The organism is Methylobacterium sp. FW102-HT35C08, assembly GCF_058790235.1.
This window is the reverse complement of the sequence record NZ_JBYTCL010000002.1, coordinates 392939-406444: the sequence shown is the minus strand read 5'-3', so window position 1 is coordinate 406444 and position 13506 is coordinate 392939. Positions and strand designations below refer to the sequence as shown.

The 13506-nt window shown below is 70.1% G+C and carries 10 protein-coding genes; 8 read left to right on the top strand and 2 right to left on the bottom strand.

From position 1 onward, the window contains the following. Positions 1–7: 7 nt before the first annotated feature. Together AC3WSN_RS02080 and AC3WSN_RS02075 are read right to left on the bottom strand one after the other, a co-directional pair. On the bottom strand, positions 8–1177 hold the full coding sequence (locus AC3WSN_RS02080) for a glycosyltransferase (protein WP_492536008.1): 1170 nt from the start codon (positions 1175–1177) through the stop codon (positions 8–10). A 336-nt stretch (positions 1178–1513) separates the two neighbouring features. Then, the gene (locus tag AC3WSN_RS02075) at positions 1514–2614 is read right to left on the bottom strand and encodes an acyltransferase family protein (protein WP_492536006.1); all 1101 of its coding nucleotides are present in this window, start codon (positions 2612–2614) and stop codon (positions 1514–1516) included. A gap of 385 nt (positions 2615–2999) precedes the next feature. Between AC3WSN_RS02075 and AC3WSN_RS02070 the strand changes: the two genes are divergently transcribed. The 8 genes from AC3WSN_RS02070 (at position 3000) to AC3WSN_RS02035 (ending at position 13383) form a co-directional block, all read left to right on the top strand. Then, positions 3000–3254 (top strand): acyl carrier protein, encoded by a 255-nt coding sequence (locus AC3WSN_RS02070; RefSeq protein ID WP_192707274.1) that lies wholly within the window; start codon positions 3000–3002, stop codon positions 3252–3254. After that, positions 3251–4414, top strand: coding sequence for an acyl-CoA dehydrogenase family protein (locus AC3WSN_RS02065; protein ID WP_492536005.1), 1164 nt, complete (start codon positions 3251–3253; stop codon positions 4412–4414). Before AC3WSN_RS02070 ends, AC3WSN_RS02065 begins: the two co-directional genes overlap by 4 nt. Further along, entirely contained in the window at positions 4414–5370 is a 957-nt protein-coding gene (locus tag AC3WSN_RS02060) for an amino acid--[acyl-carrier-protein] ligase (protein ID WP_492536003.1), read from the top strand. Before AC3WSN_RS02065 ends, AC3WSN_RS02060 begins: the two co-directional genes overlap by 1 nt. A gap of 4 nt (positions 5371–5374) precedes the next feature. Further along, positions 5375–6346 carry a DUF1839 family protein gene (locus AC3WSN_RS02055; RefSeq protein ID WP_492536002.1) on the top strand — a complete coding sequence of 324 codons (972 nt, stop codon included), beginning with the start codon at positions 5375–5377 and terminating at the stop codon, positions 6344–6346. An 8-nt stretch (positions 6347–6354) separates the two neighbouring features. Next, a complete protein-coding gene (locus AC3WSN_RS02050) occupies positions 6355–8790 on the top strand; it encodes a glycosyl hydrolase 2 galactose-binding domain-containing protein (protein ID WP_492536000.1) in 2436 nt (811 codons plus the stop codon). After that, the gene (locus AC3WSN_RS02045) at positions 8780–10573 is read left to right on the top strand and encodes an alpha/beta fold hydrolase (RefSeq protein WP_492535998.1); all 1794 of its coding nucleotides are present in this window, start codon (positions 8780–8782) and stop codon (positions 10571–10573) included. Before AC3WSN_RS02050 ends, AC3WSN_RS02045 begins: the two co-directional genes overlap by 11 nt. Before the next feature lie 68 nt (positions 10574–10641). Then, positions 10642–11466 (top strand): alpha/beta hydrolase, encoded by an 825-nt coding sequence (locus AC3WSN_RS02040; RefSeq protein ID WP_492535996.1) that lies wholly within the window; start codon positions 10642–10644, stop codon positions 11464–11466. Between the two features lie 81 nt (positions 11467–11547). Further along, positions 11548–13383, top strand: a complete 1836-nt coding sequence (locus tag AC3WSN_RS02035; RefSeq protein WP_492535994.1) for a hypothetical protein — start codon at positions 11548–11550, stop codon at positions 13381–13383. Positions 13384–13506 lie beyond the last annotated feature (123 nt).

The window sequence follows — 13506 nt, the reverse complement described above, 5'->3', positions numbered from 1 at the left end:
GCTGCCCTCAGCCCACGGCTTCGAGGCGCGGCAGAACGCGCGGCCGCGTTTCGCAGGAGGCCCGGTGGGCCGCCATCTGCTCGTCGACGAAGGTCGAGAACCGCATCCGGAACAGATCGGCCGAGAAGAGCTCGGCCTGAGCGCGACACGCCTCGCGGCTGAAGTGGCTCTCCTGCTGGAGGAAACCGCGCACGCAATCCGCGATGGCTTGCGGTTCGGGCGTCTCGAAGAACATCCCGGTGCGGTGGGGGCCGCGCACCTGCACCGTCTCTCGGGCACCGCCGCGGCCGAGCGCGAGCACCGGCGTGCCCTCGGCCGAGGCTTCGAGCACGATAATCCCGAAATCCTCCTCCGCCGCAAAGATGAAGGCGCGGGCCGTGGCCATCAGATGGCGCAGCTCGTCGTCGGCGACGAAGCCCGAGAAGGAGACGTTGGGACCGGCGATCTCCCGCAGATGCGCAGCGTCGGGGCCGGTGCCGGCAACCACGAGCTCGAGGTCGGGCAGCATCGCGAAGGCGCGGACCACCGCCTCGACGTTCTTGTAGGGGACGAGACGGCTCGCGACGAGGAAGTGATTTCCGCGCGGCCCCTCGAAGCGCTGGCGCGACAGGGTGATGGGCGGGTGGATCACCTCGGCGGAGCGGCCGTAAACCTTCTGGATGCGTCGCGCCACGAAGGCCGAATTCGCCACGATGGCGTTCGGGCCGGCCGCCGTGCGGACGTCCCACACGCGCATCTGGTGCAGGATCAGGCGGGCGATCACGCTCTTGATGCCGGCATCGCAGCCGCTTTCCCGCAGATAGGTGTGCTGCAGGTCCCAGGCATAGCGCATCGGCGAGTGGACATAGGAGACGTGAAGCTGATCCGGCCCGGTCAGGACGCCTTTCGCCACCGCGTAGCTGCTCGAGATCACGAGGTCATAGCCGGCCAGATCGAACTGCTCGATCGCGAGCGGCATCAGCGGCAGATAGTTCCGGTGCCGGGTCCGCGCGAAGGGCATGCGCTGGATGAAGCTGGTCCGCGCCTGCTCGTAGCCGAGCCGTGCCCGATCCTCTTCCGATAGGAAATCGAACAGCGCGTAGACGTCCGCACCGGGGTAGATTTTCAGCAGTTGCTCGAGGACGCGCTCCGCGCCTCCGACGACATAGAGCCAGTCGTGAACAATCGCGACACGCATCGCAGCTTCCTCGTGGATATGCCGGACGCTGGAAGAAGCGGTTCCGTCCCGGAGTCCAAGACCGGTCGATGTCTCTGGCCGGTCTGCATAGAGAGACTAGGGATCGGGGGCTAAAAAAGAAGTCAACGGCGGCTTGAAATCTGCAGATCCATGTCAATCGGGTCAGAAAGCGCGATGGTAGTGTTAATTTAAGCGTTGGATTAAGGTTAAATTTCGGCCTTAGAGCAGTCTTGGCCGGGCGATCTGGCCCTTCTCGTCCGCGCGGGAACCGGCCTATCGCGGCGAATGTCTGCAGGACGCGAGTGAATTCGCGGCGTCCGTGACGCCGACGTCGGATCAGGTGGTGATCGTGGCGGGCAGGGATGCGGAACCGATGCGCCGCTCGTGCCAGCGCTCGTACCGCCGCCGAAGGGCCACGCTCCCGGGTGCCTCGACGAACCGAAATACCAGATCCCCGAGGAATGCCGCTGCCGCGAACGCGCTGACGAAGATCAGGGCGGCGCTGAGGATGCCCGGCGTGACGAAAGCCACAACGATCTTGGCGGCGGTATGCAGCAGCACGTTGTGGATCAGGTAGAACGCGTAGCTGGCGTTGCCCTGCGTGAACAACCAGCGCGCACGCAACACGATTCCGGCACGCTCCAGCAGGAGCATCGCGCCCACGATCAGGACCGCCGCGGATCCCCAGACCAGGGGCCTGTAGAAGCCCTGAAGCTCGGGGCTGACGCCCAGGGCGTAGGCGCCCCCCTGCCCGCCGAGAAGCAGAAGCGCGGCTGCGAGGACGGCCAGGCTGGCGACGCGCCGGACCGGGAACCCGGCGGGCAGGGAGCCGAGTCGCTGATACGCGTAGCCGAGGCCGATGCCGAACGCGAACTCGATCACGATCGGCTTCGTGTAGAACGCCCAGTAGATCCCCGGCACCGGGACGAGCCCGAGCAGAATCAGCCCGAGGAAGAGGCCGGCCGCCGCCAGGACACGGTGGGCTGACGTCCGGATGAGCAGCAGCCCCGCGAAGACTGCGTAGAAGAACATCTCGTAGTTGAGCGTCCATCCGACCGAGTTCAGCGGTTCGATGTATCCGCCCCGTGAGAAGGGCAGGAACGCCAGCGACTGCAGCAGGTATTCCGGCCGGAATTCAACGATCCCGACGGGCCTCAGGCCCACCAGTGTCATGAGCGCGAGGCCCACGGTCACCAGCCAGTAGACCGGGACGACGCGCGCCACCCGCCGCACCAGGAACGCGCCGGGGCGCTCGGCACGCCCGTGCGTGCTGACGAACATGATGAAGCCGGACAGGACGAAGAAGATGTCCACACCGGCCGCGCAGAAGGCGAGGAGATCCGGCCGCGGCAGGACCTGGCCCGCGTAGAGGCTGAAATGCAGCAGGAACACGAGGTAGGCCGCGAGGGCGCGCAGGACTTGCAGACTGTAGATCATGCGCAGCGGCCACCCGCGGGGCTCGACCCACCCGGCCCGGGCGAGACCGCAGCACCATGCCTGACCGGGGCCCGACAAGTCACGGATTCTCGGGAAACGTGCTGAACAGGCCGCCACCCTGCGTTGAAGAATTAGTCCATACAATTCATTGCAAGGCGCAAGCGCGCCCATTTCTGTGCAGAGACAATCAAAAACACGTCATCGAAAGTCATTTGAAAGGTGTCGGCGCTGAATATGGTTCGCCCGACATTGCCCCGCCCGGCAGCCTCCGGCACGGTTTCCTGCCCCGCTGAGGGGGTTCATATTTACTATTAACAAACGGCTTATTTGACGTCGATAGAATCTAATCAATAGTGTGCCCTAAATCGAAGCACGGAGATCCGCCTTGAACATCACCCAAGACATTCGCGAGATCCTCGGGTCGACCGAAGCCTTCGCCGGACGGGCCGATCAGCTCTCCGAGGACGACAGCCTGTTCGATATGGGGCTCGACTCGTTCGGCTCGGTGCAGCTGATGCTGGCCCTCGAGGAGCGGTTCGAGGTCGAGTTCCCCGACGCGCTCCTGAACCGCAAGTCGTTCTCGACGATCCGGTCGATCCGCGACGCGGTTGCCACCCTGATCAATCGGGAAGCCGCATGAGCACCCTGGCCGCGCGTGCCGAGCGGGCGGCGGCGGTGGCAGCGCGCCACGCCGACGCTGTCGATCGCGAAGGCCGCTTCCCCGCGGAGGCGGTCGCTGCCCTGAAGGCCGAGCGCCTTCTGGGTCTTCAGATTCCGGGACAGTTCGGTGGTGAAGGCGCAGGGCTCACGCAGATCGCCGAGCTCTGCAGCACGCTCGGCCAAGCCTGCAGCGCGGCCGCGATGGTCTTCGCCATGCACCACATCAAGGTGTCGAGCCTCGTCACCCACGGGCTCGACAGCGCGTGGCATTGCCGCCTGATGGAGCGGATCGCGCGCGAGCAGCTGCTCGTCGCCTCCTCGACCACCGAGGCCGGCATCGGCGGTGACCTGCGCAACAGCCTCTGTGCGGTCGAGACGACCGGCGAGGTGTTCGCGCTCGGCAAGGATGCCTCGGTCATCTCCTACGGGGCCCAGGCCGACCTGATCCTCGCCACGGCCCGGCGCAGCCCGGACGCGGCGACGTCGGATCAGGTTCTCGTGGCGCTTTTCGCCGACCAGATCGCGCTGACGCGCACCGGGGGGTGGGACACGCTCGGCATGCGCGGGACCTGCAGCGAGGGCTTCCGCCTGGAGGCCCGGGACATTCCCGTCGAGCAGATCCTGCCGAAGCCGTTCGCGGAGATCGCCGCCCAGTCGATGCTGGCCTCGTCGCACCTGCTCTGGAGCAGCGTCTGGTACGGGATCGCGACCTACGCCCTCGACCGGGCGCGCGCGTCCGTGCAGGCGGAGGCGCGGCGCCGGCCCGGCCAGGTCCCGCCGACGGCCCTGCGCCTCGCGGAAGTGTCCAACGCCCATCAGGCGATGCGCGGCACCATCGTATCGGCCCTGCGCCGGTTCGAGGACGCGCACGGCGATGCCGACACGATCGGCTCTCTCGGCTTCTGCGTCATGCTCAACAATCTGAAGGTCACCGTCTCCGACATGGCCGTCGACATCGTGCGCTGCGCGCTCGCGATCGTCGGGCTCGCCGGGTATCGGAACGACACGCCCTTCAGTCTCGGCCGCCCGCTGCGGGACGTCCTGTCCGCTCCGCTGATGATCGGCAACGACCGCATCCTCGCCAATACCGCCAAGCTTCTGCTCGTGCAGAAGGGTAGCGGCCAGCTCATGAGCGCGTGATGGAATCGTTCTCCTCTCCCCACAGCGATGTCCTGCTCGAGGACGCGCCGGCCGGCGGCCCGACCTTCCTCGACCGCCTGTTCGATCACGGCCTGCTGATCCGCACCGGGGTCGACGGGCTCTACGGCCGCAGCGGCGCCTTCGAGAGCATCGTCGAGGCGCTAGACCGGCTGATCACCCGGATCGGCGCCGCGGACGGCGCCGAGGTGATGCGTTTTCCGCCGGGCATGAGCCGGCCAGCCTTCGAGCGGAGCGGCTATCTCAAGGGTTTCCCGAACCTCGCGGGCACCGTCCACAGCTTCTGCGGCGACTCCGCGGGTCATGCCGAGATCCTCTCCTGCGTCGAGGCCGGGCAGGACTGGACGGGCCAGCAGGAGGCCACCGACGTCGTGCTGACGCCGGCCGCCTGCTACCCACTGTACCCCGTCGCCGCCGCCCGGGGACCGCTCCCGGCCGAGGGGCGCCTGTTCGACCTGCAATCCTACTGCTTCCGGCGCGAGCCCTCGCTGGAGCCGACCCGGATGCAGCTGTTCCGGATGCGCGAATACGTGCGCATGGGCAGCCCCGAGCAGGTTCTGGCCTTCCGCGAATCCTGGCTGGAGCGCGGCACCGCGATGATGCGCGACCTCGGTCTGCCGCTGGCCATCGACGCCGCCAACGATCCGTTCTTCGGCCGGGCCGGCCGGATGCTCGCCAACAACCAGCGGGCGCAGGGTCTGAAGTTCGAGCTGAACGTCCCGGTCAACAGCGTCGAGAAGCCGACCGCCTGCCTCAGCTTCAACTACCACCAGGACCATTTCGGCAGCACCTGGGAGCTGCGCCAGGCTGATGGCGGCGTCGCCCACACGGCCTGCGTCGGCTTCGGCCTGGAGCGGATCACCCTGGCGCTGCTGCGTCACCACGGCCTCGACCTCGCCGCCTGGCCCGAGCCGGTGCGCACCGCGCTGTGGGGCTGACGGCGTGACCGCCGCCCTTCGCCTGCCGTCAGGGCTCGCGCCGGCGGCGCCCTACGTGCCGCACCCGCTGCACGATTCCGGCCGGGACTGGCCCGAGACGAACTGCTACGTTGACCTCTGGATCGAGCTGCTGCACGGCCGCGGACTCGCGCCGGAGGCGATGCTGGGCTTCACCCTGCGGCAGGATTTCGAGGGCGACCAGTTCACCTTCTTCAAGCCGCCGCCCGGCGACATCGAGCGCCTGTACGGGCTCGAGGTCTTGGAACTCGCGGTCTACCGGGACCTCGAGGCCCACGCGCTGATGCAGGTGGGCGCGGGCCGGCCGGTCCTGGTCGAGGTCGACGCGATCTACTTGCCCGATACGCACGGGACGACCTACGGTCGGGACCACGGCAAGACGACGATCGGCATCCTGGCGCTCGACCCGGCCGCCGGCGAGCTGGACTACCTCCACAATGCCGGCCGGTTCCGGCTGTCGGGGGCGGATTACGCCGGGATCTTCGGTCCCGTCACGCTGCCGCCCTACGCCGAGTTCGTGAAGGCGGTCGCCGCACCCCTCAGGGCCGCCGATCTGCCGGGCGCGGCCCTCGACCTTCTCGTCCGTCACCGCGCCCGCGCACCCGAGCGGAACCCCGTCCTCGCCTTCCGCGACGCCCTCGCCGCCACGGCCGAAGGGCTGGTCTGCCGGCCGCTCAGCGTGTTCCACGCCTACGCGTTCAACACGACCCGCCAGCTCGGCGCGAATTTCGAGATGCTCGCGAGCCACCTCGCGTGGCTCGGCGAAAGCGGCGCCGGCGACTTCGCACCCGCCGCCGAGGCCGCCGCCGACCTGAGCCGCGAGGCCAAGGCGTTCCAGTTCCAGCTCGCGCGGGCCTTCCACCGCCGCAGCGCCGCAGGGCTGGCGCCGCGCCTCGATCGCCCCGCCGAGACCTACGCCCGCGTGTTCGCGCTACTCGACCGGGCGCTCGGCCGCTAGGGACGTCGATGGCCCGCATCCGCAGCGTCGACGGCCGCGTGCCCCAGGTTCCGAACGGACCCTGGCAGCTCGCCGTGACGCCGCCCGGCGCCTGCACGGACACCCGCGACCTTGGCGGCCTCACTGACTGGATCGCGGCCGAAATCCCCGGCACCGCGGCATCGGCTCTGCGCGCGGCCGGGCGCTGGACCGAGACGGCGCCGGAGCCGATCCACGACCGCGACGTCTGGTACCGGACCCGCCTTAAGGGTGTCGGCCGGTTCCGCCTCGCCTTCGAGGGTCTGGCGACGCTGGCCGAAATCTGGCTCGACGGCGTGCCGATCCTGTGCAGCCGCTCGATGTTCGAGGCGCATTCCGTCGCGATCGACCTCGACGGCGCGGCCGAGCTCGCGATCTGCTTCCGGTCGCTCCGCGCGGAGCTCGACCGCCCAGCCAAGCGCGGACGCTGGCGACCGCGGATGATCACGCCCGGATCGCTCCGCCACGTGCGCACCAGCGCGCTCGGGTTCATGCCGGGCTGGTGCCCGGAGATCGACCTCGTCGGACCCTATCGGCCGATCACTCTGGAACCGGTCCGCCCCGGTCTCGCGGAGGCCGATCTCCGTGCCGACCTCCAAGACGGGACCGGCCGCCTCGTCGCGCGCCTGCGGATCGACGGCGGCGGCGCCTCCGCAAGCCTCCTGTGCGACGGTCGCGAAGTGACGCTCGTCGAGACCGAGTCGGGCTTGTTCACCGGCGAGCTGGAGCTGCCCGGCATCGCGCCGTGGTGGCCCCACACGCATGGCACGCCGCATCTGCATCCGGTCGCGGCGCGCGTCGACGACGCGCTGTTCGATCTCGGGCGGGTCGGGTTCCGATCGCTGTCGCTGACCCGGCCTTTCGAGCAGGGCCTGTCGCTCGCGGTAAACGGCGTACCGGTCTTCTGCCGCGGCGCCACCTGGACGCCGCCGGACCTCGTCGGTCTCGGCACGGACGGAACCCGGACGCTGCTCGGGCTGGCCCGCGAGGCCGGCATGAACATGCTGCGTGTCCCCGGCACGACGCTCTATCCGTCGACCGACCTCTACGATCTCTGCGACGAGGCCGGCATCCTGGTCTGGCAGGATCTCATGCTGGCCAATTTCGACTATCCGCACGACGATCCGGACTTCGCCGCCCGTCTGACCCGGGAGGTGACGGGCTTCCTCGACCGGACCCAGACCGCGCCATCGCTCTGCGTGCTCTGCGGCGGCAGCGAGGTCTGGCAGCAGGCCGCGATGCTCGGCGCGCCGCGCGCCGTCTGGGCCGACGCGTTCTGCGAGACCACCCTGCCGGCGCTCGCGGCGGCGTCACGGCCAGACCTCGTGATCGTGCCCAATTCGCCGTCCGGCGGTGCGTTGCCGTTCCTGCCGCGCGCGGGCTGCACTCACTATTTCGGCGTCGGCGCCTATCGCCGGCCCCTGGAGGATGCCCGTCGCGCGGAGGTGGGCTTCGCCAGCGAGTGCTTGGCCTTCTCGAACCCCTCCGATCGCGAGACCCCGGGTCCGGTCGGGCCGTCCGATCCGGAATGGGCGGCCGGCATCCCCCGCGACCGCGGCGCCGACTGGGATTTCGAGACCGTGCGCGACCACTACGTCGACCGCCTCTTCGGCGTCGATCCGGCCGCGCTGCGGGCGGGCGATCCGGACCGCTACCTCGAACTCGGCCAGGCGGCCGTCGCCGAGGTGATGGAGGCGACCTTCGGGGAGTGGCGCCGGCCACGCTCGCCGACGGCGGGCGGCCTCGTCCTGTCCTTGAGCGATCTCGGACCGGGCGCGGGCTGGGGCGTCATCGACTGGGCGCGGCATCCGAAATCGGCGTGGTATGCCCTGAAGCGCGCCTTCCGGCCCGTACAGGTCTCCCTCACCGACGAGGGGCTGGACGGCCTCCACCTCCACGTCGTCAACGAGACGCCCACGGCCCGTGCGCTGACCCTGGCGCTGACCTTCTGCGACGTCGGCGGCCGCGTCGCGGCGCGGGCTCAGCGCAACCTTGCGCTGGACGGCCATGCGGCGCTGACGCTGTCGTCCGCGGACCTTCTCGGCCGCTTCTTCGACGCGACGGACAGTTATCGATTTGGACAGCGGATCCACGACCTGGCCCACGCACGGCTCAGCGAGCCTGACGGGACAATCGTGGCGGAAGGCTTCCACTTCCTCGGCCCGCGCCCGAGTACCCGCGAGGAAATCGGTCTCACGGCGGAGCCCGCGATCACAGCGGACGGTCCGGCACTGCGCATCGCGACGGCGCGTCTGGCCTTCGCGGTGCAGATCCGCGCACCCGGCGCGCGCGCCGCCGACACCGGCTTTCATCTCGCGCCGGGCACGACGCGGACCATCGCGTTTCCCGGCGTCGACCGGCTGCCGCGCGGCAGCGTCCGGGCGCTCAACAGCAACGAGATCGTGGAATTCGGCCATGACGCCTGAGATCACGACCCCTGAGTTTCGAGACGTGACCGCGCCATCCGGCCCGCGCGCGCCGCAGCCGGTGACGTTCGACGGCCTCTTCGGCTGGCTTCATCCGGCGGCCGGTCGGCGCGGCGTCGTGCTCTGCGGCGCCTACGGGTTCGAGCAGATGGCCGCCCACCGGCCCTGGCGGGTGCTTGCCGACGCGCTCGCGAGCGCGGGCTGCCCGACGCTGCGGTTCGACTACCCCGGCGAGGGCAACTCGGCCGATCAAGACGAGTCGCGTGTCGCCTCCTGCGTCGCGGCGATCCGCCAGGCCATCCGGTCTCTGCGCCGCACGACCGGGGTCACGGAGGTCGCTCTGGTCGGCCTTCGCTTCGGCGCGACCCTCGCGGCACTGGCGGCGGAAACGGAATCAGTTGAGCGGCTCGTTCTGCTGGCGCCCGTGACGACCGGGCGCGCTTACCTGCGGGAGATGCGTCTGCGCGCCCAGACGATCGGCCGCCTGCCGGACGGATCGAACCCGCCCGTGGAAGCCGACACGCTGACGATTGGCGGTTTCCGTATGGAGGCCGCATTCCTGGCCGACCTCGCCGACCTGAATCTCGCCCGGATCGACCATCCGCCGGCGCCGCGCGTGCTCCTGCTCGCTGCCGAGACGAAGGCGCTTGCGACCCGCCTCGGCGCCCTGGGTTGCGACGTCGTGACGGGTCCGTTTCCGGGGCTGGCCCAATTGGTCGGCGATCCGATCTTCGCCACCGTCCCGGCTGCCGACTTCGCGCGCGTTACGGGCTTCGCGACCGACGGGATGGCCATAGCGGCGGGCGCCGTGCCATCCCCTCCCCCGGCGCGCCTCGCGGGCTCCGCCTGGGACGAGGAGCCCATTCGGTTCGGACCGGGCCTGTTCGGCATCCGGTGCAGGCCGCGCGTGCGCGAGACGGGTGCGCCGGCGGTCCTGTTCGTCTCGACCGGCATGAGCGTCCATTCCGGTTGGGGGCGCCAGACCACGACGCTCGCCCGGAGCCTGGCCGCCGAGGGCGTCGCCTCGCTCCGCTTCGATCTGAGTGGGATCGGCGACAGCGCAGATCGTCCGGATGGACGCAATCCGCTTTTCGCCCCGGACGGGTTCGCCGACATCGCCGCGGCCGTCGACCAGATCGCCGATATTGCCGCCCCCATCGTGCTCATGGGCGGGTGCAGCGGTGCCTACGCGGCGTTCCAGGCCCTCTGCAGGAACTCGCGGATCGACGGCGCCCTCCTGATCAACCTCTACTGCTTCGACTGGGACCCGGAGCAGGATCTCGACCGCGTGATCCGCCAGACGTTCGGAAGCGCCTCCACCTATGCGGGGCTTCTGACCCAGGGCTCGACCTGGCGGCGCCTGCTCCGGGGCGAGATCCATGTCCGGCCGATCGCCGAGGCTCTGGCGCGGCGCGGGTTCGACGCGGCGCTCCGGCGGGTTCGCCGCGCCTGGCACCCGATCAATCCGGGCGGCTCCGTCGCCCGGCGCGTCGCCGCGATCCGGCGCCGGGGCGCCGAGATCCGCCTGCTCTACAGCGCGGGCGATCCCGGTCTGATCGCCGCGCGCCGCCACCTGGGACGCTTTCCCGGCCGGGCCGACCGGCGTCTCGGCGCGCCGGTGACGGTCGTGGCGGGTGCGGACCACAATCTCGGCTCGCCCGAGGCGCAGGCCCTGCTTGCGGCGCAGCTGCGCGAGTTGCTGCATGCCGTGCGGCGTGTCCCGGCGGCACGGCCGGCCACCGCCGTCTCCGAAATTCGACTCGACGCGTTGGCCCGGACATGAGCCCCGTCCTGATCGGAAGCGGGAGATCCGGCTTTGCCGCGTGACGTGCAGCAGCGGATGATCGGCCGATGTTGAGCCTCGTGTCGGAGACGGCCGTCAGCCTGACGCTGCTGATCCTGAACCTGCTCGCGCCCCTCGAGGTGCAGGTGGACAAGGGGCGCGCCTACGCGGCGGGGGCGTCCCATCAGGCCGACATCTACCGGCCGAGCGGGCCTGGCCCGCACCCGGTCGTGGTGTTCCTCTACGGAGGCGGCTGGCGGAGCGGGTCCAAGGAGGATGTCGCCTATGTCGGCGCCGCCTTCGCGCGACGCGGTTTCGTCACGGTCATTCCGGAATACCGGCATGTCCCGGCGGCGAGCCTGCCGGATATCCTGAACGACAACGCCGCCGCCGTCGCCTGGACGCTCGCGCACGCGGCGGAGTTCGCGGGTGATCCCCACCGTGTCGTCATCGTCGGTCATTCCTCCGGCGCCTGGGCCGCCGTGATGCTGGGATTGGATGCGGCGTGGCTGGAGCGGGCCGGCACCAGCCCGGACGCCCTCGCGGGCATCGTCGGGCTGTCCGGACCTTACGCGGTGGCCGCGCTGACCGACCCACAGGACAGGCAGGTCTTCGCGGGCAGCGATCAGGCCTTGCAGCCGGTCAACCACGCCGCCGGCCCGCACCCGGCCATGTTGCTGCTCACGGGAGCCGCCGATCGCGACGTGAAGCCCTCCGGAACGGTCGCGCTCGCGGAGAAGCTCCAGCGATCCGCGGGGACTCAGCAGGTGCGCATCTACCCGGGCCTCGGTCACGGCGACATGGTCGAGGCTCTCAGCCTCCCGTTCAGCCTGCACGCCTCGGTCGCGAAGGATATCTGCCGCTTCGTCGATGCCGCGCGGGCCGGGCATTAGGAGCGTCGGTCGATCCGAGCGGCCGCTTCACGCGACGGTAAGCGCATCCTGCCACTTTGCCGGGGCGTCCAGGATCCTCGCATGACCAGCCTCGTCGAAACTCTCTCGGTCCGCCGCGCGGAGGCGGGGCGCTCGCCGTTCGAGAGCCGGCTGCTGATCGGGATGCTCGTCCTCGTCGCTCTCTTCGGCCTGTACGATCCGCGCAATCTCATTCCCGTCTTCGACGGGCTGCGCCTGCCCGATACCGACGACATGATGCGCCTCGTCGGCGTGCGCGACCTTCTGGCCGGCCAGGGCTGGTTCGATCCCGTGCAGCATCGCATGCTGCCGCCGGCCGGCATCGCCTCGCACTGGTCCCGCCTGATCGATCTGCCGCTCGCCGCGCTCATCCTGGCGCTCACGCCCCTGCTCGGGCGCGAACTCGCCGAGCCGGCCGTCGCCGCACTCTGGCCGCTGATGCTCTACGCGCTCTACGGCGCGCTGGCCTATCTCGGCATGCACCGGCTGTTCGGGTGGCGCCCGGCCCTGCTGACCCTGTTCATCGCGCCGCAGACCGGCGTCTTCCTGAACACCTTCCGCTTCGGGCGGATCGATCACCACAACGCGCAGCTCTGCGCCGTGCTGGCTGTCGCCCTCGCCCTGGCGCGTTCGGACCGGCCCGTCAGACACGGCCTCGCCGCCGGTCTCGTGGCCGGCCTGTCGCTCGCGATCGGGCTCGAGACCCTGCCGGTGATCGCGGCTGCAGGGCTGTTTGTCGTCGCCGATTGGGTGCTCCACGGCGCCCGCGCGTCCGGCAGGCTTGCGGGCTTCGGGACCGGGCTCCTCGCGTCGAGCGTCCTGCTGTTCGGCGTGCAGACGGCGCCAGCATTGTGGACCGTCCCGGTCTGCGATGCGCTCTCGCCACCCTGGCTCCTGCTGGCGGCCGGAGGCGCCTTCACCGGCGTCGCCGCCCTCGCGGCGGAAAGGCTCGGCCTGAACCGGAACGGGCGTCTGATCGTCGCGGCTGTCGTGGGGGCCGCCGTGGCGGCCGGTTTCGTTCTAGTCGCGCCGGCCTGCCTCGCCGGGCCGTTTGCCGGCATGGACGCGCTCGTGCGCACGTCCTGGCTGCAGCAAGTCGACGAGATGCGTTCGTTCCTGCAGGTCCTGCGCGGCGAGCCGGACGTGGCGTTGGCCAACATCGTGCCGCTGATCGCGGCCGCGCTCTACGCAACCGTCATGGCTATCTGCGTGCAGGAGCCCGAACGGCGCCGGTTCTTCCTCGCGGTCGCGACGGTGATGTGGCCGGGCACGCTGGTCGCACTGGTCCAGGTGCGCGGCATGTATGTCGCGGGTGCCTTCGTGCCGCTGATGGCCGCGCTCGCGCTCGACCGCGCCATGCGCATCGTCCGGGAACCCGCGACCGTTCTGCGGCGGCTGATGGTCCTGGCGCTTCCCTTGACGATGATGGGCAAGGTCTGGGCGATCGGTGCCGAATTGCCGACGCGCATCGCGGCGCCTGGCGCGCAACCGGCGATCACGGGAAGTTGGACGACCTGCACCGAACCGACGGCGCTCGCCGCCCTCGGCCGGCTGCCGGCGGGGCTGGTGCTGAGCCAGATCGACCTGGGGCCGGCCATCCTCCTCAGGACCGGGCATTCGATCGTCGCCGCGCCGTACCATCGCAACCTCGTCGGGCTGCGCGCCGCGATCGAGGCGTCCGAGGGCTCGGAGGCGGTCTTGAGGAGAGTCGCCCGGGACCGTGGCGCCGACTACCTCGTCTTGTGCACGCACGCGCTCGAGTCGGGAGGTCCGGACAAGCCACAACCTTTCGCCACGGGCCTCGCCCGCGGCAGCCGGGCAACCCCGGACTGGCTCGAGCCAATCAACGATATGCCGGGCGGGTCGGCGCTGAAAGTCTGGCGCATCCGACGCGAGTGAGCGTGCGGCGGGCCACGCGCGTTCCGCTCCGCACCGTCAAGGCGCGTCCAGCCTGCCGAGCGGGCGATCCGATCGTCCGGTGAGCCTCAGGCGACGTGTGGTCGGACTCCGCCCGAGGGTTTG